Raw genomic sequence first — 22810 nt, forward strand, 5'->3', positions numbered from 1 at the left:
GTGGAACTGAGTGGGCTCAAGTCGGCGTGAGCCGACCTGGGTCGAATTGACGGGCCTGCCGGATCGCGGACCCGTACGTGCCCTCCACGGTGCCGCCGGTCCGGCCGCGCGTATTGGAGAAAATCGCACCCAGCAGGCGAACGGCGGAAAACCAGCGTCTTATCCGGCCAGGACGAGGCTGGTGCTCTCCCCCGGCAGCCGGTCCACCGGAGGCCCGCCGCGCCGGAGGGGGACGCGGCCTTCGATGAACTCCGTCGAGGTCAGCCCCGTCATGGCCTTGAACTCACGGCAGAGGTGCGCCTGGTCGTAGAAGCCGCAGGCGGCCGCGACCACTCCCGGCGGCTGCCCCCGGGAGAGCTGCCGACGGGCGCGCTGCATACGCAGCACCCGCGCCGCCGCCTTGGGACGCTGTCCGATCTGCTGCTGGAAGCGGTGTTCCAACTGCCGTACGCCCCAGCCCACTTCGTCCGCCAGACGAGGGATGGGCAGCGTTCCACCGGACCGGCTGAGCAGGGTCCAGGCCCGTACGATCTGCGGGGCGGGTCGCGGTCCGGTGGCGGCCCAGTCCGCCAGCGCCGCGTCCAGCATCCTGAACCGCCGCCGCCAGCAGGGTGCTTCGGCCAGTGCATCCGTGAGGGCAGCGATCCGGCCACCCGGCAGCAGGAGCGGATCGACGGATTCGACGGCCAGGTCGTGCTGGTCCGCGTCGAAGAGGGCGAACGCCATCCACGGGGCCAGGCTCACCTCCATCCCGTACAGCCGTCCGCCGTGCTCGGCCAGGGTGGCGCAGGTCCGCAACCCCGAGAGGACGGACATCCGGCGGAGCGGGCGCTCCGGACGGTCGGAGCGCGTGAGCGTGATCGGGTGTTCCTCGAAGGCCAGGACCAGGGTCGCGGCGCTGATCGGCGCCTCCAGGCGTATGCGCGGGTGGTCCAGTGCCAGCCGGAAACCCCGGTAGGCGAGCACCCCGGGCCGTAATCGGGGATGCGGTAACGCGTCGGCGGCCTCCCAGGTGCCCATCGGACAGGCCCGGAGGTCCATGTCTCTGCTTGTCATGCCAAAGGCGACGTGAGGGTTCGACGGAGCGGTTCCCTCCTGTTCCCGTCCGGAACGTGACCGCACAGGAGCCCCACCGTCCCCACGGTGAGCCCGCTGTGAGCCCGCTTCCTGGCCGCATTCGACGGTCCCGTACCCGTGCTGTACGCCTTGCTGTACGGTCAGGTTATGTCGAAGCCAGTGACGATCCGGGTCGATGACGAGTTGCACGCGTTGCTCAAGGAACGGGCCGAAGCCGAGGGAACAACGGTGACCGCGCTCATCACCCGCGCCGCGCACGACGCCGTCCGCGACCCCCGCCTCGAAGGCGCCGCCGAAGTCTTCCGCGCGTTCGTCACCGACAACGCCGACGCGTTCGACAGCGCCTTCCCCGAGGACGCGCCGGCCTTGCTCGACGCACCGGGGCGGGCCGCCTGAGGTGGAGCTCCATGTCGACATCCGCTGGCTGCTGGAGCGCCAGGCGGAGGCCCTGCCCAAGCATCCGCACATCCACGACTTCTCCAGCCTGGTGGCCGCCGTCGGCCGGCACCGCGTCAACACCCCGAGAGTCGGCGCCACGGTCGACAACTCCTGGCGCGCCGCCGCCCTGATGCACGCCGTCATCCGGCTGCGTCCGCTGCCCGCCCGCAACGCGTTGTTCGGCGTGGGCCTGGTCGTCGCGTACATGGACGCCGCCGGTGAAGGCATCGACGCACCCTACGGCGCACTGATCGACCTCGCCCGGGACATCGACACCGGCCGCTGCGACGCCTACGACGCGGCCGACCGCATCAGGTCGTGGCGGATCTGACCAGAGCCTGGCCGGCACGGCCCCGGGCGAGCCGGAACCCGAGGTCGTCGACGCGGAAGGTCGGGTGGCTCTTGCGGCGGCACGACGCCCTGCACCCTCGCGGATGGTCGTACGCCCCACCGCCCCGGAACACCCGGTACGGGCCGTAGACCTCGGGATCGAAGAGATCCCAGCACCACTCCCACACGTTGCCGAGCATGTCGTGGAAGCCCCACGCATTCGGCGCCCTGGTCGCGACAGGGTGCACCTGCTCCCCGGAGTTCCCGCGGTACCAGGCGATGTCGTCCAGCTCTCCGTAGCGGACACCGGAAATCCCGGCCCGGCACGCGTACTCCCACTCCGCCTCGGACGGGAGGCGATAGCCATCGGCCTCCCAGTCGCAGTGCACGTCCCGCGAGTCCGGGTCGCGGCCCAGTACGTAACAGGGTGCGAGCCCCGTCGCTCGCGAGAGCAAGTTGCAGAAGCGGACGGCTTCTTGCCAGGACACCTCGGTCACCGGGGTACGCGGCCCTGCCTGATGCGCAGGCGCCTCCGCCCCCGAAGGCCGCTCCGCCCCTGAAGGCGCCTCACCCACGACGGCGCGGTACAGCTCCTGGGTCACGGGGTACGACGCCAGGCTGAAGGCATCGAGGGTGACTCTCCAGTCCGTCCTGGTGCCTTCGTCACGGAGGACGATCTCCCCGGCCGGTATGCCGATCATGCGCTCGGCCACGACCTCATGCAGAGCCGGTTCGGACATCATCGCAGCGCCTGCCCGCAATCGACCGGGCCGCCGACCGGGCCGACAGCACCGACTGGGCCGACAAGGTCTTCAGGTTTCATGTCCTGATCATATGGGTCAACGTCCCTGCCCCACCCGCCCGTTCGCCGCGGGTGGCCCCGGCTTCAGGCGGAGGCGCCCGACCTGCCGTCCCCGGTCACGTACGACGTCAAGTCGCTGCCCAGGATCTCGGAGACGAGCCGGTGACCTGCCTCGTTCGCCGGGCCGGACGGCTTGTGCTGTCCTGACGCCGGGCCCGAGTCGGCGGCCGCTGCGGCGGCGCTTCCCAGAACGGCCTGAGCGATCAGTGCACTTGCGGCCAGAAACTTGGGGAACGTTCGCATGTGACGCGCCTTTCTCGGCAGAGGTCCGGACGACGGAGCACGGCCCGTGGCCCGCCGCTGTCCGCGGGACGACGTCCAACGGCGGCCCAGGGGCGCCCGTTGGCGTCCTTTCGCCCGCGGTCTCCCTCCCAGTGTGTGCGCGTATGTCGCCGGGAGCCGTCGCTGGGATTGGTCCCGGTACGTCGTTCACTCGAACGGGGCCGCGTAGCCGGCGCACGGCCACCCCCCACCACCCCGTCAGGACCGGCACCCAAGCGACGGGGATACCCCCTCGCCTCCGGTACGTCGGGAGACATCTGGCACCCTTCGTCGTCCGGGCCCGGGCCCGGGCGGACGTACAACGGACGTACACATGGGGGCGTACACGCGGCGACGTACACGTGAGAATGAAGCAGGCGGGCGGGAAAGAAGACCGACGATCATGGTGATGGCTGTGGACAGAGCAGATAGCAGGGGCGCCCTGCCGACGCTGGGCGAGTTCCTGCGGCGCATCGGACCGCGCCTGGTCGCCGGCCAGGACCATGCTGACCCGGCTGCCCTGGCTGACCCGGCTGCCCTGGCCGGCCTTGCGGACGTCGCCGGTCACAGAAGCCGGCCGGTGGCAGGGGCGGTACCCGCGAGCGAGCCGTACACCGGCGATGACATCAAGGATCTGCTGGTGGTCGCGGAAGCCGACGAGCCGTGGCTGCGGGACCCGTGCGCCGCCGGCCTCCGGCTGAGTGCGCTCGCCGGCGCGGGTGCCGCCGGACTCCTGGTGAACGGGCCGGCCGAGGCCACCGCTCACGCGCCGGTGGTGTCCGCCGCCCGGCGCGGCGCCGTACCAGTGGTCTTCGCGTCCGGTATGCCCTGGCTCCGTGCCGCCCGGGTCATCGGCGATCTCCGCCACGACGCGGCCGGGGTCCGGGCGGCTTCGCTGAGTGACCTGCTGGAGGCCGCCCGTCCGGACCGGGGCGGCGATGCCAAGCCGCTGCTGGACTGGTTGTCCGCCGCCGTGGAGGGCACCGCCGAGATCCTCCCGCCCCACGAGGACGCCTCCCGGGTGCCCGCGCCCGACGCCGTCGACGCGCTGCGTGAGGGACGGGTCGCGGCCTCCGGGGCGAGCAGCGGCTCCACCGAGATCCGGATGTACGCGATCGGATCCTCGAAGCCGCATCCGGTGCTCGTCGTGAGCCGGCCCGTGGACTTCCCGCCCGGGGCGGTGGACGAGGTGCGCCGGGTGCTCCCTTTCCTGGAGAGTGCCGTACGGCATCCGCTCACCGGACCCGAAGGCCTGGAGAGCGCTCAAGTCGCCGTTCTTCAGCTCCTGATGGGCGGGCTGGTCACCTGGGCCAGGAGGACGGCCCACGCGTTGCGGCTGAGCCGGACGGCCATGGCGGCGTCCGCGGTCCGCGTCCACATCCTCCAGTGCCCGCCGGGGCTGCGCGACACCGCCGCGGGCCAGTGCAGGCAGCGGCTGCGCGAGACGGGACTGGTGGTGCGGTGCCCGGTCGACGACGGTCAGGTGATCATCATCACCGCCGCGCCGGACAGGGACCGGGACGACGACCCGGCCCGGGACGCCCTGACCTCCCTCGTGGCCGAAGCTCCGGACTACCGTCTGGGGACCAGCCGCCAAGCCCCGCTGGCGGCGACGGCGGGCGCGTACGAAGAGGCGACCCAGGCGCTCGCCGTGGCACGGAACCGGGCGGGCCGGGTCGCCGAGTACGAGGAGGAGGCGGGTCTGACGCGGCTGCTTCCGGCGGCCGCGCACTCCTGGGCGGAGCGAGTCCTCCAGCCACTCGCCCGGCTTCCGGCAGGCAGAAGGCCGGAGATCACACACTCCGTACGTCTGGGCCTCGCCTTCGGTGTCAGTGGCGCGGCGAAGCTGAGCGGACAGCACCGCAATACGGTCCGGGCGCATCTCGCACGCACCGCTCTGCTGCTCGGACTCGATCTGCAACGCCTGGGCGACCGGGCGGTACTGAGTCTGGCGCTGCGCATCCAGGACGACCTGGCGGCGGACAGCACAGCCTCCGTGCCGGACGCCGGTCTGCGCGAACTGCTGCGGCACCCGCTCTGCCGGGAGTGGGCCACCCGTTTCCTGGCCCCGCTCGATACGGCCCGGCGCCTGAGTCTCCGGCGCACGGTGACGACGTGGGTCCTCCATGGCGCCCGGACGGAGGAGACCGCAGGCCAACTCCACCTGCACTACAAAACAGTGCTGGCCCATCTGGCCACGGCGGAGCAGGTGTTGCAGCGTCCCCTCATCGAAACGCACCGGCGGATCACGGAGGGTGACGACAGCGCGAACGGATTCGACGGGCCGCACGACGTCGTACTCGCGCTGCACATCGCCTCACCCGAGCTGGGCATCATCGACAGCAGGCTGCTCGACGGCTGACCTTCCGGCTGCTCGCGTACCGGCTTGTGCAGCGGTGACAGGCGGCGGGGGAAACTTGTGCACCGGCGCCGTTCCAGGAGCCCGGAGTGAAGGCTAGCGTCCTCCGGGAGATCGCTCCCGCCTGCGGTTCTGACGTCGTCGTCGCGCCGGGCGGACCAGCGCATCGCACTTGGGCCACCGGCCCGGCCCTGACCGGTACAGGGGTTCGGTCAGGGCCTGCCGGTGGGCCGCCCCGCATCACCCGGCGGCCGCGTCTTCCCGCCCGTCCCCCGGCCCCGCCCGCGCCGAGCAGCTCCGAGGGGCACGGAACGCCGTGTCCACGGACAATGGGGTACTCGGGCCCGGAGAGGGCAGCCGGGCACGTGGCACACGCGCGGAGGTGCGGCATGGAGGCGGGCGGACAGCAGGAGCGAGCCACCGGCGACACAACGCAGACCGGGCGCACCGCGCAGACGGCGCAGTCCCGGCGGAACGGAGCCGCGCACGGCACCGTGACCCATCAGCTCATCGCGGACCACCTGGTGGAAGGGCGGATGGAACCCGGCACCGAGATCGGACTGCGGGTGGACCAGACGCTCACCCAGGACGCCACCGGCACGCTGGTCATGCAGGAGCTGGAGGCGCTCGGCCTCGACCGGGTGCGCACCGAGGCGAGTGTCCAGTACGTGGACCACAACATCATCCAGACCGACGAGCGGAACGCCGAGGACCACGCGTTCCTCCGCTCGGCGGCCCGGCGCCTCGGTGTCTGGTACTCGAAGCCGGGCAACGGTGTCTCGCACCCCGTCCACATGCAGCATTTCGGTATTCCGGGCCGGACGCTCGCCGGTTCCGACTCGCACACCTGCGCCGCCGGGGCCATGGGCATGTTCGCGGTCGGCACCGGGGGCCTGGAGGTCGCGCTGGCGATGGCGGGCCGTCCGTTGCGCATCACGATGCCGCACATCTGGGGCGTCCGGCTGACCGGATCGCTCCCCGAGTGGGTCAGCGCCAAGGACGTCGTACTGGAGATGCTGCGCCGGCACGGTGTGAAGGGCGCGGTGAACCGGGTCCTGGAGTACCACGGTCCGGGGCTGGCGTCGCTGTCGGCGATGGACCGGCATGTGATCGCCAACATGGGGGCCGAACTGGGCGCCACCACCACGGTGTTCCCCTCCGACGACGCCGTACGTGACTTCCTGCGCAGCGAGGGCCGTGAAGACGTCTGGACGCCTCTGCGGGCGGCGGACGACGCGGTCTACGACCTGGACGAGGAGATCGATCTCGCAGCGCTGGAGCCGCTCATCGCCCGGCCCACTTCGCCGGGCAACGTCATGCGGGTGCGTGACGTCGCGGGTGAGCCGGTGGGGCAGGCGGTGATCGGTTCCTCCGCCAATCCCGGTCTGCGCGACTTCGCCATGGCGGCGGAGATGGTCCGCGGGCGGCAGACCCCGCCCGGGGTGAGTTTCGACGTCAATCCGACCTCCCGGGAGATCCTCCAGGACCTCAGCCACTCCGGCGCGGTCTTCGACCTGATCGCGGCGGGGGCCAGGATCCACCAGGCGGGCTGCCTGGGGTGTATCGGCATGGGCCAGGCACCGGCTGTGGGCCGCAATTCGCTGCGTACGTTCCCGCGCAACTTCCCCGGTCGTTCGGGTACCGCGGACGACGCGGTGTGGCTCTGTTCACCGGAGACGGCGACCGCCTCCGCGCTGAACGGTGTCATCACCGATCCGCGGGACTGGGCGGCGGAGACCGGACTCTCGTATCCGGTTGTCGGGACGCTGCGGGCGGAGCCGGTCAACACCGCGATGCTCGAACCTCCGCTGCCACCCGAAGAGGCTTCCCGCGTGGAGCTGGAACGCGGTCCGGGCGTCTCCGCCCTGCCCGACCTGGATCCGCTTCCGGACACCGTGTCGCTGCCGGTGCTGCTGAAGATGGGCGACAACGTGTCGACCGACGAGATCTCACCGGCCGGCGCCAAGGCGCTGCCGTACCGCTCCAACATCCCGCGCCTCGCGGAGTTCACCTTCACCCGGATCGACCCCGACTACCCGTCCCGCGCGGCGGATTGCCGGGACGCGGGCGGACACCTCGTCGTCGCCGGGGACAACTACGGGCAGGGGTCCTCCCGCGAGCACGCGGCGCTCACACCCCGGTATCTGGGACTGCGGCTGGTGATCGCCAAGTCGTACGCGCGGATCCACTGGCAGAACCTCGCCAACTTCGGTGTCCTCGCTCTCGAATTCGACGATCCCGCCGACTACGACCGCATCGAGCAGGGCGACGAGATCCGGCTGGAGGGTCTGCACGCGGCCCTCGCGCCGGACGCCGATCCGTCGCTGGTCGCCGTCAACACCACGCGGGACGAGAGCTATCGGGTGCACCACCGGCTGCCGGACCACCGGCGCCGGACGGTGCTGCTCGGCGGCATCATCCCGGCGGTGGCGGCGGAGGAGGCCGGACGCTGACCCGGACGGCCCCATCGCGTACCGTCCCGGAGCCCTCACCACAGGGATGAATCACCCGCTCAGGCCGACGTGGTCAGTACGTCACGCGTCACAGCATGAGCGAACTCCTTTCCGGCGCAGTAGCGTTCGACCTCGTCCACGGCGCTGCGGGTGATGCGCTGGAGCTCGCCGCCCAGCGATCCCGCGATGTGCGGTGTCAGGAGAACGTTGGGCAGCGAGTACAGCGGTGACGCCGCCGGCAGCACCTCGGGATCGGTGACGTCGAGGACCGCGTGGATACGTCCTGCCGAAGCCTCAGCGGTGAGGGCCTGGGTGTCGACGAGCGAACCCCGTGCCGTGTTGATCAGTGTGGCGCCGTCCCGCAGCAGCGACAGTCTCCGGGCATCCATCAGATGGTGGGTCTCGGGCAGCGCGGGGGCGTGCAGGGAAACGACATCGCAGACCGTCATCATCTCGTCCAGTCCGGCGAGCCGGGCTCCCAGCGACCGGGCCCGCACCGGGTCGAGGTGGGGATCTGCCACCAGGAGGTCGAAGTCGTAGGGACCCAGCAGCTCCAGCACCCTGCGCCCTACCAGGGACGCGCCCACCACGCCGACCGTCCGGCGGTAGTTGCCGAAGCCCGGATAGCGCGCTGCCCAGTCCAGAGCGGCCCGGTGTTCCCGGTAGAGCCCACCGATCTCCCGTACGCGTTTGTTGGCGAAGAGGACAGCGGCAACCGTGTACTCGGCAACGGGCAGGGCATTGGCGGCGGCTGCCGTGGAGACGAGAAGCCCGCGGTCCCAACAGGCGTCCGTCACATGGTGTTTGACACTTCCCGCGGCGTGTACGACCGCTTTGAGCGCCGGCATACGCTCCAGCGCGGCGTGGTCGAGCACGGGGCACCCCCAGGACGTGATCAGGAGTTCCACGGCTGCCAGGTCCGGGGCTGTCAGATCCGGTACCCGGTCGAAGCCGTCGGTGACCAGCCGGGGAGCGATGTCGACGTGCCGGGTCAGCTCTTCCAGCACGGCCGGCGGGAAAAGTGCGTCGCGGTGCGGGCGGCCCATGGCGAACAGGGCGCGCGGGCGGGACGGAGCGGAGGGCAGCGAGGTGGAGGGCAGCGGAGCGTGTGGCATGGGAATCCTCATGACGATGGCCTACTTGACGGCGCCGGCTGTCATGCCGGACTTCCAGTACCGCTGGAGCATCAGGAAGAGGACCAGCAGGGGAGCCACCGACACCAGCGATCCGACGACGGCCAGGAGATAGTCCTGCGGGTGCCCCTGGGAGAGCGCGGACGAGTACCAGACGTAGAGCCCGAGGTTGACCGGATAGAGCTTCTGGTTGGACAGCATCACCAAGGGCAGAAAGAAGCTGTTCCAGATCTGGGTGAACTGGAAGAGGAAGATGGTCACGAAGGCGGGCGCGAGCATGGGGAAGGCAATGCGGCGGAAGGCTTTGAACTCCCCGGCCCCGTCGATCCGGGCCGCCTCCAGGACCTCGTCGGGGACATAGGACGCGCTGAAGACCCGGGCCAGGTACACCCCGAACGGGAACACCAGGCCGGGGACGAACACTCCCCAGAAGGTGTTCACCAGACCGACCTTGGCAGCGATCAGGTACAGCGGAATCGCCATCGCCGTGCCGGGCACCATCACGCCCAGCAGGACGAGGGCGAAGAGCTTCTCCTTGGCGGGAAAGGCCAGTTTGTCGAAGGCGTACCCGGCGGCCACGCTGAACACCGTGGCCAGCAGCGCACCCACCCCGGCGTAGAGGAAGGTGTTGGCCATCCAGCGCAGGTAGATGCGGTGGTCGACGTCGAAGAGGTGGTGGAGGTTGCCGATGAGAGCGAAGCCGTGTCCCGGTGCGAAGCCGTTCGTGGCGAAGAGGTCCTGGCGGCTCTTGGTGGATGACAGCACCAGCCAGAGCAACGGCAGGAGTGTGTAGAGGGTCGCAAGAGCCAGCATGGCGGTCACACCGGTCCTGGACAGCAGAGCGGAGGGCCGCCGGCGGGGGCGGCGTGGGCCGTCCTGGGACGGCCCGGCTCCGCTCCTGTGGCCCGGGGCCGGGGTGAGGACCGGGGGACTGAGTGTCGTGGACTTGGTCACGACTGCCTCCTGCTGCGCGAAAGACGGGTCACGAGGAACGACAGCACTGCGGCGAACAGCGCGATGAGCACTGAGGCGGCTGCGGCCAGGCCGAAGTCGTTATGGGTGAAGGCGGCGGTCTGGACGTACATGTTGGGCGTCCAGCTGCTGCCGATCGCGCTGGAGGCGCTGTAGATGACCTTTGGCTCCGTGAAGAGCTGGACCGAGCCGATCACGGTGAACAGTACGGCCAGCGAGATGGCCGGGCGGATCATCGGCACCTTGATCGACAGGGCGGTACGGATACCGCCCGCGCCGTCGATCTTCGCCGCGTCGAGGGTCTCGCGCGGCACGGCCTGAAGCGCGGCGTAGAAGATGACCATGTTGTATCCGACCCACTCCCAGACGGCGATGTTCGCCGCGGAGAACACGGCGTTGTCCGCCGACAGGAAGCTGATGTCGAGGCCGCCGGAGTTGAGGAGATCGATCACCGGGCTCAGCCCGGGTGTGTACAGGTAGACCCAGATGAGTGCCGCGATCAGACCGGGCACCGCATGCGGCAGGAACAGGGCCAGCTGGAAGAAGACCCGCGCCCTGACCAGTGCCGAGTCCAGGAGCAGCGCGAGGACGAGTGCGCCGCCGATCATCAGCGGGATGTAGACCGCGACGTAGACGGCGATGGTGAGGAATCCGTCACGGAACGCCGGGTCCGACAGTGCGTTGGCGTAGTTGTCCAGGCCTGCGAAGACCTCTTCGGTGCCACCGAATCCGAGGCCGGAGGTATGGGTGGTGAACAGGCTCATCCGGCCCGCGTAGACCAGCGGGGCGAGGGTGACGGCGGCGAAGAGGACGAAAAACGGTGCCAGGAGCAGCGCGGCAGTACGGCGCTGTGCACGGGCTGACGGGCTTGCCATACCGGCCTTCCTCAGTGAGGGCGGGAAAGTGCGGGGTCGGGGTGCGGGGGTGTCCCTCTCCGGCGGGGCGGGGTCCGCGCCGCCGGGGGCCGGCCTGCTACGGGGCAAGCTTCATACCGCGATGCCTGATGTCCTTGACGGTGGCCTGTTGCGCGCTGTTGAGGACGTCGAGAAGCTTCACGCTGCCCTCGGCGACCTTCGGGAGCCCGTCGATGAGGGACGTGTTGGTGGTTCCCATGACGGGGCCCCAGGTCCAGCCGGGCACCACCGCCTTGTAGGACTTGCTCCCCACCGCGTAGATGTCCTGGCCGCCGAAGTAGTCCGTGGCGAAAGCCGTTCTGGCGACCGGCACGAGCCGGGGGTCGGCGGGGAACATGCTGCTGGTGCCGTCGGAGACCCACGCCTTCATGCCCGCGGGGTCAGTGGTGATCCACTTGATGAACTCCGCGGCGGCTCCGCTGTTCTTGGCGCCCTTGGGGATGACGAAGGACGAGCCGCCGTACATGGCGGAGGCCGGCTTGCCGTCCCAGGTCGGGACCGGGGCCACCGACCACTTGCCCGCCTGGTCGGGGACGGTCGCCTGCTGGGATCCGGCGCACCAGCTCGCGCAGACATAGGCGACGGTGTGGTTCTGCTGGACGCTGGTCCAGAACGGGTCGAGCGTGCTCAGCGACCGGACGAGACCCTGCCGGGCGAGACCGCCCCAGTAGTCGGCCACCTTGCGGGAGGGGGCGTCGTCGAGCGATACCTTCCAGGCGTCCTGCTGCGTGCCGAACCATCGCGATCCGGCCTGCCAGGAGAGTGCGCTCAGCAGTCCGGGGTTGTCGGTGAACATGACACCGCCGCGGGCCTTCGGATCGGCCTTCTTGACTCGTACGGTCATGTCCCGGTACTCGTTCCACGTCTTGGGAACGCCGATCTTGTGCGCCTTGAAGAAGTCCTTGCGGTAGTACAGCATCAGCGGGGCGGCGTCCCGGGGAACGCCCCACGTCCGGCCCCCCAGCTCGACCAACCGGCTTACCGACGCCGGGAAATGGGCTTTGACCAGGGAGCCGAGGGGCTTGTCCAGGCTCTCCAACTCGCCCTGGGTGGCGAACTCCGGCAGCTGCGGGTACTCGACCACCGCGACGTCGGGGACCGTGCCGGCCTTCACGGCGTTCGTGAGCTTCGAGTAGTACTCCTGGCCCGAAGGCACCGACTCGAAGTTCACTTTGATACCGGGGTGGGTCCGGTTGAATGCATCGGCCACCTTGTCGGAGCCCTTGACGAAGGACCAGAAGGTGACCTCTCCGGTCTTCTTCTCCGCCGCGGACCCCCCGTTGTCCGCGCCTCCGCATCCCGTACTGAGCAGGCCGAGTGCCATGACGGAACAGACCAGAGCTGTCAGACGTCTACGAAACATGCTGTGTCACCGATCGTTCGCTGGGGTGTCACCGCAATCATTCGATACAGACGACAGACAGTCAATACATATGCTTTCGCTTGCTTGAAACGAAAGCGATACGGCATCACATGCCGGTCACTCTCCTGTGGTGCCCGCCCGGCTACCGGCGCCACAGGACGCCCGCACCCGCAGTTCCGGACGGAGCAGAATCTCCGCCAGCGGCGTGGCAGGGTCGGACAGCCGGCGCACCGCCAGGTCGAGGGCCCAGGAACCCACCGCCTGCTTGGGGGGCGCCACCGCGGTCAGGGGCACCTCGCTCAGCTCGGCGACCTCGTCGTCGTAGGTGACCAGGGCCAGGTCCTCCGGCACCCGCACGCCCCGAGCGCGCAGGATGCCGACGAGGGCAATCGCGTCGATGTCGTTGTGCACCAGCGCCGCCCGCACCTCACCGGCTTCCACGGCCCGGACCACCTCCTCGAAGCGCCCGTCGACCGGAGCCGCATCGCCGCTGGTGGTGATGCGGTACTCGGGCCCCGGCGTGAGTCCCATGGTTTTCACGGCGTCGGCGTATCCGGCGCTGAGGAGAGCCGTGTTGGGACTCTCTGCCCTGGCGACCAGCGCCACCCTGTCGTGTCCGAGCCCGGCCAGGTGCCGTACCGCCAGCGCCGCCCCGTAGGCATGGTCCGAGGCCACCTGCTCCAGCCGGCCGGCCATCAGCCCGGCCCGGCGCTCCACCAGCACGACCGGCACCTCCAGGCCGCTCAGCCACCGTTCGGCTTCGTCCAGAGGGCTCAGGCCCGGGTGTGGCATCAGCAGCAGGCTGTCGATGCCACCGGCCATGAGCTGGCGTACCTGCTCCTGGTGCTCCGACAGCGACTGCCCCGAAACGGCCAGCACGACACGCACACCGCGCGCCCGCGCCGCGTTCTGGACACCGCGGATCACCTCGGCGTAGTAGTAGCCGCCCGGAGGCACCACCAGGCCGACGCTGTGCCGCTCCCCCGCGTCCGGCGGGGCGGGAACAGCAGCCTCGGTCGCTGCCGGCGCCCCGGCCGTGGCCAGGGCCTTCGCTCCGCCGTGCACACGGGCCAGCAGTCCTCGGTCGGCCAGCTCCCGCACGTCCTGGCGCAAGGTGACGGCGGAGACGCCCATCTCCGCCGCCAGTTCCTTGACTGTGATCGAACCCTGGCGCTCCACAGCGCTCAGGATCGCTTTCCGCCGCTCGTCGGCCAACACCTTGGGTCCCCTCTCGGTAACGAGTGAGTCATCCTCTTTCACTCGACTACCGAAAGATATCAATCAAAGGCAGAGACCGGCTTGGATCGGCGGATGTGCTGGACAGCGGCTGTTCGGTACGACAGCGGCCCGTTGTCTCAGTACGCCGGCCGGTCGTCGACCTCGACAAGGTTGTGGCCGCGAAGCGTATAGAGCATGCCCCTGTATACGTTGACGTGCGGGCCGCTGTACCAGACGCCGTTGATGCCGGCGACGACGGTACTGACGGCAAACGTCCTCGGGTGGAAGCGGAAGAGCGTGGTGTCCGAGACGCCGTAGACCACGCCACGGTTGGTGACCATCGCGGCGAACCCCTTGCTGACACCTCCCACATCAGCGGTGTGCACCACCGCGCGGGTCCGCACATCGATGACGAACAGTCCGCCCCCGGTGGTGAGTCCGTAGAGGTGGCGGCCCTGCACCGCCAGGGCCGCCACGCCCGCCTCCTGCTGCGGATCGACCCGCCACCTCTCCTTCCCTGTGACCGGATCGACGGCTACGACAGTGGCGCGCGGTCCCTGCTTGGAGGCGTTGTCGCCGCCCAGATAGGCGACGCCGTTCCGGTTGGCCACCGCCCGCACGAGCTGGACGTCATCGATCGGATTGACGTAGGAAGCCGATTTACCGCTCCTCGGGGAGTACGTCCACAGGGCGCCGCCTCCCTCGGTGTCGGACTGCACGCCGACCAGGAGCAGTTCGTTGTCCGGGTCCCACGATGTGTCCAACGGCCGGTTCTGCTCGCTGGGGAAGTGCGCGGCCTGTTGTGGTTGCCGTCGCCGGGCAGGGTCGTAGCGCCAGATGCCCTGCGCGTCGTACTGGCCGGTGTACAGACGGCCTTCGATCACCTCGGCGTCCTTGGCCTCACCGGGTGCCCGCAGGTTGACGACCTCGCCGGTCTTCAGACTGCGCCGGGAGATGGCGCCATTGCCTCCGAGGTAGACGTAACCGCGTCCGGCGGCAACCCCCATACCGGCTTGCGGGCTGGTGGGCGCGCCTGCTGTGTCCAGTTCGGTGACCACCGACGTACCGGCCGACAGATCGATCTCGGCGACGAAGCCGTAGCCGGAGACGACCTCAAGCTTTCCGTCGAGTTGGTCCAGGCCCCAGATCTCGCCGAGGTCCGTCCCGTCGAACTTCAGAGGGGAGACCTTCTTGTCCGTCTTCGAGTAGGCCTGCACGCCCGACTCGGACGCGAAGTAGATCCGGTCATCGTCGGCGGTGAACGACTTGATGGTGGTGCCCGCGGTGGACACCACGGTGTACGAGGAGAGGTCGTCCAGGTCCATCACGGCGAGCTTCGCGGGGTCGACGCCGCCCGACGTTCCGACGATCAAGTGCCCGTCCAGTACGGCCAGTTCGCGCAGACTGGGGTCCTTTTCCATCTCCTTGGGCACGACCGAAGTGAATGTGTGCTTCTTCCGGTCGAACGCGAACAGCGATGCCTTGCTCGCACCGCCCCCGCCGGAGAGGATGCTGCCCGCCCCGAAGAAGACGGTGGTCTCCGTGGCCGCGACCGCCCTGGCCAGGGTCGCCTTCGGGTCGGGGACGCCACGGTCGGTGACGGCGCCGGTGGCCGGGTCGTACTCCCACAGAACGGGCGCCTTGTCCGGGAGTCCGCCCACGGCGTACACCGTCCCGTCGGGTGCGACCGCCAGATCACGGATGTCACGGTCTCCGGTTCTGCCGATGGCCACGGCAGGCTTGTCCGGCGTCTTCAAGTCCCAGCGGTAGAGGTTCGGTTTGCCCTCATCGGCCTTGACCAGCACGCCGATATAGAGGTACTGGCCCGTGGGGTCCGCCGCGAGTGCCTGGATGGACGGCTCGGGCCCCGCGCCGAGGGCGGTGTGCGACACCACCTTCCGGCTCGGCACATGGAAGCCGCTCACGCCTGCGGGGCTCACATTGCGCGAGCCTATGTAGACGGTGTCACCGACCAGCAGCCCGCTCATCACCGAAATCTGGGAAAGGCCCGGCCCCAGATCGGTCACCGTCGTCCGGGGAGGCCGGCCGGTTGCCGCAAGTGCCGGTGCGGCGACGAGGGATTCAGCGGCCGTCGCCAGCCCGAGCGCACCACCGGCCTGGAGCAGGCGGCGCCTGCTGAGGAACGGATAGTCCGTCATGTGTACTCCTGGAGGTATGGGTTCTGCGGGTCGGCGTCAGGACAGGTTGAAGATGCGGATGTTGTCGTGCTGGACGATCCGGGTGGGTACGTCCCCCTTGTCGATCGACTCCGAGGGGCGGTAGAGCCCCCACTTGATGTAGCCGTGGTCGGCCGGGTTCCCCGGCTGATAGGTCCGCACGTTCTCGTACGAAGCCGCCTGCTTGTAGTCGGACTGCCCGGGGAGCTGCACGGAGACCCGGAAGTAACCGGTGTCGTCGGTGGTCCAGCGCGCGTCGATGCGGAAGTTCATCCACTTGTTGATGCAGGGACGGAGGTCCGCCACCACCGTCGTCTGACGGTTCAGGTGCGGCGACCGGAACGCCACCTCGTTGCGCTTCGTCATCAGGTAGAAGGCCGGGACATTGCCCCCCGCATACTTGCCCTGGAAGACGATGTCACCCGACTCGCTGTCTCCCGGCTTGTACGGCTGCCAGTCCTTCAGCAGCACGCTGAACTCGTAGCGCTGGGTGTCGCCCACGTTGAACTGCCCGTTCTTGAGCAGGTCCGTCGCGGTCTCGCTGCGCGGTGCGCCGTTGGACTCGTAACCCGGATCGCCGAGCGTCACCTTGTGCTGGACCGCGTACGAACTCGCTTGTCCTGGCCGCACGACACCGGACGCGTCCGGCGCCGTCGCGTGCGTGGTGGTCAGGCCCTTCACTCCCGAGTCCAGGGTTCCGCTCTCGTAATCCACCCCCAGAACCTCGTTGGCGGTCTGTGCGGTCACCGGGCTGAGGTGCGAGGCCCGTTGCTGGTCTGCCGCCTGGGCTTGGGACAGCAGGCAGGGAACTGCCAGCGCTGCCGCACAGAGTGAGGTCGATACCTTGCGAAGCTTGGTCATTCTGCTCCTCGCCATCGTGATGGTGCGAGTGAAGTGGGAGGTGAAACGAAAGCACTTGAACGTCGAATGGGCGGCGTTCGCGTTCGTGCATGCTGGCACGATTCCGAACGATACCGAAAGACAGGCGACATCAATCCGTCAAATCCATGGAGCACGGCCCCCGTTGACCATGTGATTGATGGCCTCATGCACCCTGTTGCCAACGAAGCGGATCCCACCTTCGCGCACAGCGAGCTTCGTTCGAAAGTTTACGATGCCGAATGATGCGACCACGCAGCGCGCGGCGCGATCCATCCAATGCGCCCGCGAAGGCTCGGGCCTGCCGATAATGGCGCCGTGGCTCCGAAGGACAGGAAAATCCTGGCGCCCCTGACGTTCGCCGTCGTCGGGGCGCTCGCGCTGCTCGGTTACGCCTCTCAGGCCGAGACCAGCAGTGCACAACGGCACGCCGACAGCAGGCCCGGGATGCCGGGTGCCCAAGTGCGGGAGCAGGACCAGCCGCAGACGGCACAGGCCGCCGACGGCACCGCGTACACCCCTCTCAGAACGCAGCAGAACGCCCGCGTGGGCGCGTTGTTCGAGAAGGACGACAGCGGTGATCACTTCTGCACCGCGAGCGTCGTGACGAGTCCGGGCCGGAACATGCTGGTCACCGCTGCCCACTGCGCCTTCGACAGTGACGGGACACCCAGGGGCGACCTCGTCTTCGCGCCCGCCTACCGGGCCGGCGCGAAGCCCGCCGGGCTGTGGAAGGTCCGGAAGGTCGTCGCGGACGACCGCTGGACCAAGAACGGGAACCCGGACGTCGACGTCGCCTTCCTGATCCTCGACAACAACGACGGCAAGCGGATCCAGGACATCCTCGGCGGCAACACACTCGGCATCAGACGGGGCTTCCACAACAAGGTGAAGGTCACCGGCTACCCCAACAACAGGGATACGCCGATCTCCTGCCGTAACCGGACCACCCGGTTCAGCAACACGCAGATGCGTATCCACTGCACGAACTTCGCCGGTGGTACGAGTGGCAGCCCCTGGGTCGTCGACGGCACAGCGAACGCCCCCGCCGACACGGTGGTCGGTGTCCTCGGCGGTTACGAACGCGGCGGTGACGAGGTCGACGTGTCCTACGCCTCGTACTTCGACAAGGACATCGCTGACCTCTACCAGCAGGCCAAGACCCAGGACTGAGTCCGCCCCGGCCGGATCCACCGGAGCATCGCATACCCCCCTTGGGTATAATTCCAGCAAGGAGGAGCCGATGAACCAGGAGATGGACGAGATAACGGGCCACGAACTCACCTGGCGTGAGGGGAAATGAGACCCGGAGCCCGGGACGCCCTGCGCAAGGCAGCAGCGCATCCACTGGTCAGGGTCGTCGCGGTGGCGCTTCTACAGCATCTCGCCACACGGCTGGCGGAGCCGGGCCCGCGCCCGGCGCGGCCCGACCGCGCGTGCGGAGGCTCCGCACCGCCACCGCGCAAGGCCGTCGAGAGCGGACAGTGAGAAGCACCGAAGGGGCGGACCGAGCCGGTCCGCCCCTTCGGTGTCGAAGTCACCGCCCTGCCCGGCCCGCCTGCCCGGCGCTGCGGCTACCGGCTGCCGCACGTCGCCATCGGGTGCGACACCCCTGGGAGAACCCATACCTCCCAAGGGTGTCGCACCCCACAGGACCACCCCTTGCGCTACATACACCCGGGGGGTATATATGGAGGCGACTTACTGATACCCCCCAGGGGTATGAATCGCCGCCAAGCCCGAGGAGCAAGCCATGGGTACCCCAACGACGACAGCGGGCACCGCCGCGGTCGAGCTCGCGATCGGCGGGATGACCTGCGCCTCGTGCGCGGCCCGGATCGAGAAGAAGCTCAACCGCATGGACGGCGTCGAGGCCACCGTCAACTACGCGACCGAGAAGGCGAAAGTCACCTTCGCCGAGCACGTCGAGGTCACGGACCTCATCGCCACCGTCGAGGCGACCGGCTACACCGCACAGGAACCGGCTCCGCCTTCGGCCGCCGGTGCGTCCGCTGCCGCAGCGGAGCAGGAGAGCGACACGCTCGCCCCGCTGCGGCAGCGCCTCATCACCGCGGCGGTCCTCGCCGTCCCCGTGATCGCCATGGCGATGGTCCCCGCGCTGCAGTTCGACTACTGGCAGTGGCTGAGTCTCACCCTGGCCGCGCCGGTGGTCACCTATGCGGCCTGGCCCTTCCACCGCGCCGCGTTCACCAACGCACGGCACGGCGCCGCGACGATGGACACGCTGATCTCGGTCGGCACGTCGGCCGCGTTCCTGTGGTCGCTGTGGGCGCTGTTCTTCGGCACCGCCGGCACCCCCGGAATGACGCACCCCTTTGAATTCACCATCGCCCGCAGCGACGGCGCCGGGAACATCTATCTGGAGGCCGCCGCCGGTGTCACCGCGTTCATCCTCGCCGGGCGCTACTTCGAGGCCCGCTCAAAGCGCAGGGCCGGTGCCGCGCTCAAGGCCCTTCTCGAACTCGGTGCCAAGGAGGTCACGGTCCTGCGCAACGGCCGACAGGAGACCATCCCGACCGCCGAACTGCAGGTAGGGGACCGGTTCCTGGTCCGTCCCGGGGAGAAGATCGCCACGGACGGCACGGTCGTCGAAGGCGCATCCGCCGTTGACGCGTCGATGCTCACCGGCGAGTCCGTCCCGGTCGAGGTCGCCGTCGGCGACGCCGTCACCGGCGCGACCCTGAACGCCGGCGGCCGTCTCGTCATCGAAGCCACCCGGGTCGGCGCCGACACCCAGCTCGCCAGGATGGCGAAGCTGGTCGAGGACGCGCAGAACGGCAAGGCCGCCGCCCAGCGCCTCGCCGACAAGATCTCCGCCGTCTTCGTCCCGGTCGTCATCGCGCTCGCGCTCGGCACCCTCGGCTTCTGGCTGGGCACGGGCTCCGGTCTGGCAGCCGCGTTCACCGCCGCGGTCGCCGTACTGATCATCGCCTGCCCGTGCGCCCTGGGCCTCGCCACACCGACCGCCCTCATGGTGGGTACGGGACGCGGCGCCCAGCTCGGCATTCTGATCAAGGGGCCCGAAGTCCTGGAGACCACCCGCAAGGTCGACACGATCGTCCTGGACAAGACCGGCACCGTCACCACCGGCCGGATGACCCTGCTCGCCGTGCACACCACCGACAGCACCACCGAGTCCGAAGTACTGCGGCTGGCGGGCGCGCTGGAGAACGCGTCCGAGCACCCCATCGCCCAGGCCGTCGCCACCGGAGCCACCGAGAAGACCGGCCCACTGGCCACCCCCGAGGACTTCGCGAACGTCCCCGGCCTCGGTGTCCAGGGCGTCGTGGACGGCCATGCCGTCCTCGTCGGCCGGGAGCAGCTGCTCAAGGACTGGGCCATGGAGCTGCCCACCGGACTGGCCCGCGCCAAGCACGCGGCTGAGGCCGCCGGCCGTACGGCGATCGCCGTCGCCTGGGACGGTGAGGCCCGGGGCGTCCTCGAAGTGGCCGACGCCGTCAAGGAGACCAGCGCCGAGGCCATCCGCCGGCTGCGCGCGCTCGGCCTCACCCCGATCCTGCTCACCGGGGACAACAAGGCCGTCGCACAGTCCGTGGCCGCCGAGGTCGGGATCGACGAGATCATCGCTGAGGTGATGCCCGAGGACAAGGTCGCCGTCGTCAAGAGGCTGCAGGCGGAGGGCCGCAGCGTCGCCATGGTGGGTGACGGGGTGAACGACGCCGCCGCCCTCGCCCAGGCCGATCTGGGCCTCGCCATGGGCACCGGCACGGACGCCGCGATCGAGGCCGGCGACCTCACTCTGGTACGGGGCGATCTCAACGCCGCAGCCGACGCCATCCGCCTCTCCCGCCGCACCCTGGGGACCATCAGGTCCAACCTGTTCTGGGCGTTCGCCTACAACGTGGCCGCCCTCCCCCTCGCGGCCACCGGTCTCCTCAACCCGATGATCGCCGGAGCGGCCATGGCCTTCTCCTCCGTCTTCGTCGTCGGTAACTCCCTGCGGCTGCGCCGCTTCCAGGCCGCGTGAACGGGGCGTGACGGAAGATGGCCGGATACCAGCACCAGAAGGAAGACGTCCTCAGACGCCTCAAGCGCATCGAGGGCCAGGTACGCGGACTGCACCGCATGGTCGAGGACGACACCTACTGCATCGATGTGCTGACCCAGATCTCCGCGACGGCCGCCGCGCTGCGGGCCTGTGCGCTGACGCTCCTCGACGAGCACCTCAACTGCTGCGTCGCGGAGGCCGTCTCCGCGGGCGGTGACCAGGCGACGGCGAAGGTGAGTGAGGCGTCGCAGGCCATCGCACGGCTCGTGAAGGCCTGAACTCCGGAAAGGGCAGCCGGACGGCAGTGGGACACGGCAGGCCCTGCCCCAGCGGGTATTGAGGCAGGGCACCGTGGAAACCAACGTCTACGATGTGACGCATCGTGAACGGTTCAGTGCGGCAACTGAGGCGACCAAGGCGACTAAGGGGACAGAGTGCGACGGCTGGGGGATCTGGAAGCCGAGATCATGGACCGTCTCTGGCGGTGGCAGACACCGTCGACCGTTCGCCGGATCGTCGATGACCTCAACCTGACCCGGCCGGTCGCGTACACCACGGTCATGACGGTCGCCGACATACTGCACACCAAGGGCTGGCTGAGCCGGGAGAAGATCAGCCGCGCCTGGGTCTACGAGGCGAAGCAGAGCCGTGAGGAGTACACGGCCGGGCTGATGCAGGACGCCCTCGGAGCCACCGAGAACAGACAGGGAGCCCTGCTGCGCTTCGTGGAGCACATGTCCGTGGAGGACGTCTCGGCACTGGACGCCGCTCTCCGCGCGGTCCAGCGGCCCGGCGCCGACGGCGGCTCCAGATGAACCACCACGTGGTGCCGCCGCTGGTGCTGGCACTCGCCGCGGGCGCGGTACTCCCGGTGGGGATGTCCCGAAGCCACTGGCCCCATCAGGCACCCAGACTGGCGCTCGCCACGTGGAGCGCGCTCGCGGCTGTCTTCATCGCGGCCTCGTCCTGCGCCGCACTGCTGCTTCTGCTGCCGTACCGGAGCAGCGTCCATCTCTCCGACCTCGCCGAAGCCTGCCTGCCCTGGGCTGCGCAGGCCTGCGTCGCACCGCACCTCGCGGGGGTGCGCCCCACGGACTTACCGGCAATTGCCGTCGCACTGGCATTGCTTCTTCTTCCGGCGGCGCTCTTTCTGCGTGAGGCAATCCGTACGCGACGTCTGCGGGTCCGGCACACCGAATTGCTGAACCTCGTCGGCCGATGGGAACCCGCCCTGGATGCCACACTGTTCGAGCACAAAACACCGGCGATCTATTGCGTTCCCGGGCGGCCGTCTCAAGTGGTCGTGAGCACCGGTGCACTCCGCGCGCTCACCGTCGTCCAGCTGGACGCCGCGCTCCGGCACGAGCGGGCCCACATTGCCGGCCGTCACCATCTGCTGACCGTCGCGGCGCAGTCGCTCAGCCACTCCTTTCCCCCGATACCGCTGATTCGCCGGATAACGTCAGAAGTGCCGCTTCTGGTCGAGATGGCCGCCGACGACCGGGCTCTGCGCGCATGTTCCAGGGAAGCACTCGCGACCGCCCTGTACTCGGTGGCGACCGGGCGCGCCCCGCAGTGGACGATGTCGGCCGGCGGGCCTTCCGCCGTTCTGCGGGTACGTCGCATACTGACGCCGGAGTCCGGACGTCCGGTACTGCTCGGCCTGCTGACGTCCGCGGCGGTCATCTGCGCGGTCACACCGATCGCCCTCGCCTGCTGTTTAATCCAAGGCTGAATCATTTACTGAATTACTTAGTACGTTCGTAAATACTCGGAGCGTGACTGCGCGGGTCAATTGGCGGCTATTCTTGGGGCGTTGGAGAAAGCGACCCACCCCTGGAGGCCCGGAGCTCATGCACCACACAGAGGTGCGGTCCGCAACCCCTGCCGAAGCAACCGCCATTTCACACCTTCTGGCAGAGGCAATACGCGACACCTATACCGGCACCCTGCGCGATCCGGCCATTCAGCAGCTGATAAGTACCAATTGCTCACTGACCCGGATCAGAGCGGAGATCGGCATCCCTGGCGGCGCTCCGGGCTGGCTCGGATGGCTGGTCGCCGTCGAGGGCGACGCGGTGGTCGGCGCCGCGGCGGGTGGCGTTCCGGCTGCGGGCGAGGGCGAGTTGTACTCCCTGTGTACGGCGCTGAGCGGGCGCGGCCGGGGCCTCGGCACCGCACTGCTCGCCGCCGTGACGCAACGCATGCTCGACCATGACGCCCGGCAGCAGGCCGTGACCCTGCACTGCGAACAGGACCCGACCGAAGGCTTCTTCCGCCGCCACGGGTTCGACGGGCCGGGCAGCCGGCTGACGCGCCCCGTGTAACCGCACCCGCACGGTTT

21 protein-coding genes are annotated in these 22810 nt (G+C 69.2%); 11 read left to right on the forward strand and 10 right to left on the reverse strand.

Annotated elements, in window-relative coordinates:
- Positions 1-159: 159 nt before the first annotated feature.
- Positions 160-1056, reverse strand: coding sequence for a helix-turn-helix transcriptional regulator (locus OG385_RS35465; RefSeq protein WP_266862098.1), 897 nt, complete (start codon positions 1054-1056; stop codon positions 160-162).
- Positions 1057-1224: 168 nt separating this feature from the next.
- Here OG385_RS35465 and OG385_RS35470 point away from each other — a divergent pair, with 168 nt between their 5' ends.
- Positions 1225-1473 carry a ribbon-helix-helix protein, CopG family gene (locus OG385_RS35470; RefSeq protein ID WP_266862100.1) on the forward strand — a complete coding sequence of 83 codons (249 nt, stop codon included), beginning with the start codon at positions 1225-1227 and terminating at the stop codon, positions 1471-1473.
- 1 nt (position 1474) lies between these two features.
- Complete coding sequence (locus tag OG385_RS35475) at positions 1475-1846, forward strand: toxin Doc (RefSeq protein WP_164263198.1); 372 nt, start codon at positions 1475-1477, stop codon at positions 1844-1846.
- Here the strand turns inward: OG385_RS35475 and OG385_RS35480 are convergent.
- Both OG385_RS35480 and OG385_RS35485 read right to left on the reverse strand, forming a co-directional pair.
- Positions 1827-2588: a formylglycine-generating enzyme family protein gene (locus tag OG385_RS35480; RefSeq protein ID WP_266862103.1), complete on the reverse strand. Its 762-nt coding sequence runs from the start codon at positions 2586-2588 to the stop codon at positions 1827-1829. The two genes, OG385_RS35475 and OG385_RS35480, sit on opposite strands and share 20 nt — an antisense overlap.
- Before the next feature lie 143 nt (positions 2589-2731).
- The gene (locus OG385_RS35485; protein ID WP_266862105.1) at positions 2732-2950 is read right to left on the reverse strand and encodes a hypothetical protein; all 219 of its coding nucleotides are present in this window, start codon (positions 2948-2950) and stop codon (positions 2732-2734) included.
- Between the two features lie 427 nt (positions 2951-3377).
- On the opposite strand from OG385_RS35485, the gene OG385_RS35490 reads away from it, so the two are divergent.
- Entirely contained in the window at positions 3378-5330 is a 1953-nt protein-coding gene (locus OG385_RS35490) for a helix-turn-helix domain-containing protein (RefSeq protein ID WP_266862107.1), read from the forward strand.
- 386 nt (positions 5331-5716) lie between these two features.
- Complete coding sequence (locus tag OG385_RS35495) at positions 5717-7780, forward strand: aconitate hydratase (RefSeq protein WP_266862108.1); 2064 nt, start codon at positions 5717-5719, stop codon at positions 7778-7780.
- A gap of 59 nt (positions 7781-7839) precedes the next feature.
- Here the strand turns inward: OG385_RS35495 and OG385_RS35500 are convergent, their stop codons facing one another.
- The 7 genes from OG385_RS35500 to OG385_RS35530 all read right to left on the reverse strand — a co-directional run bounded on the left by OG385_RS35500 (position 7840) and on the right by OG385_RS35530 (position 16418).
- Positions 7840-8895 (reverse strand): hydroxyacid dehydrogenase, encoded by a 1056-nt coding sequence (locus tag OG385_RS35500; RefSeq protein ID WP_266862110.1) that lies wholly within the window; start codon positions 8893-8895, stop codon positions 7840-7842.
- A gap of 21 nt (positions 8896-8916) precedes the next feature.
- Positions 8917-9867 carry a carbohydrate ABC transporter permease gene (locus OG385_RS35505; protein WP_266862112.1) on the reverse strand — a complete coding sequence of 317 codons (951 nt, stop codon included), beginning with the start codon at positions 9865-9867 and terminating at the stop codon, positions 8917-8919.
- Entirely contained in the window at positions 9864-10760 is an 897-nt protein-coding gene (locus OG385_RS35510; protein WP_266862114.1) for a carbohydrate ABC transporter permease, read from the reverse strand. Before OG385_RS35510 ends, OG385_RS35505 begins: the two co-directional genes overlap by 4 nt.
- Before the next feature lie 97 nt (positions 10761-10857).
- Positions 10858-12123, reverse strand: a complete 1266-nt coding sequence (locus tag OG385_RS35515; RefSeq protein WP_266862116.1) for an ABC transporter substrate-binding protein — start codon at positions 12121-12123, stop codon at positions 10858-10860.
- Positions 12124-12279: 156 nt separating this feature from the next.
- Complete coding sequence (locus OG385_RS35520) at positions 12280-13422, reverse strand: substrate-binding domain-containing protein (protein WP_323183965.1); 1143 nt, start codon at positions 13420-13422, stop codon at positions 12280-12282.
- 95 nt (positions 13423-13517) lie between these two features.
- The gene (locus tag OG385_RS35525; RefSeq protein ID WP_266862120.1) at positions 13518-15539 is read right to left on the reverse strand and encodes a PQQ-binding-like beta-propeller repeat protein; all 2022 of its coding nucleotides are present in this window, start codon (positions 15537-15539) and stop codon (positions 13518-13520) included.
- Between the two features lie 36 nt (positions 15540-15575).
- On the reverse strand, positions 15576-16418 hold the full coding sequence (locus tag OG385_RS35530; RefSeq protein ID WP_266862122.1) for a heparin lyase I family protein: 843 nt from the start codon (positions 16416-16418) through the stop codon (positions 15576-15578).
- Positions 16419-16754: 336 nt separating this feature from the next.
- Between OG385_RS35530 and OG385_RS35535 the strand changes: the two genes are divergently transcribed.
- The 7 genes from OG385_RS35535 (at position 16755) to OG385_RS35565 (ending at position 22793) form a co-directional block, all read left to right on the forward strand.
- Complete coding sequence (locus OG385_RS35535) at positions 16755-17609, forward strand: serine protease (RefSeq protein WP_266862124.1); 855 nt, start codon at positions 16755-16757, stop codon at positions 17607-17609.
- A gap of 126 nt (positions 17610-17735) precedes the next feature.
- Entirely contained in the window at positions 17736-17924 is a 189-nt protein-coding gene (locus tag OG385_RS35540; RefSeq protein ID WP_266862126.1) for a hypothetical protein, read from the forward strand.
- A gap of 265 nt (positions 17925-18189) precedes the next feature.
- A complete protein-coding gene (locus OG385_RS35545; protein WP_266862128.1) occupies positions 18190-20445 on the forward strand; it encodes a cation-translocating P-type ATPase in 2256 nt (751 codons plus the stop codon).
- A gap of 17 nt (positions 20446-20462) precedes the next feature.
- The gene (locus OG385_RS35550) at positions 20463-20744 is read left to right on the forward strand and encodes a metal-sensitive transcriptional regulator (protein WP_266862130.1); all 282 of its coding nucleotides are present in this window, start codon (positions 20463-20465) and stop codon (positions 20742-20744) included.
- Positions 20745-20900: 156 nt separating this feature from the next.
- Positions 20901-21281 (forward strand): BlaI/MecI/CopY family transcriptional regulator, encoded by a 381-nt coding sequence (locus OG385_RS35555; RefSeq protein ID WP_266862132.1) that lies wholly within the window; start codon positions 20901-20903, stop codon positions 21279-21281.
- Entirely contained in the window at positions 21278-22201 is a 924-nt protein-coding gene (locus tag OG385_RS35560; RefSeq protein ID WP_266862134.1) for a M56 family metallopeptidase, read from the forward strand. The genes OG385_RS35555 and OG385_RS35560 overlap by 4 nt, the downstream gene beginning before the upstream one ends.
- Positions 22202-22319: 118 nt before the next feature.
- Positions 22320-22793 (forward strand): GNAT family N-acetyltransferase, encoded by a 474-nt coding sequence (locus OG385_RS35565; protein WP_266862136.1) that lies wholly within the window; start codon positions 22320-22322, stop codon positions 22791-22793.
- Positions 22794-22810 lie beyond the last annotated feature (17 nt).

The organism is Streptomyces sp. NBC_01306 (genome assembly GCF_026340465.1).
Classification (GTDB): Bacteria; Actinomycetota; Actinomycetes; order Streptomycetales; family Streptomycetaceae; genus Streptomyces.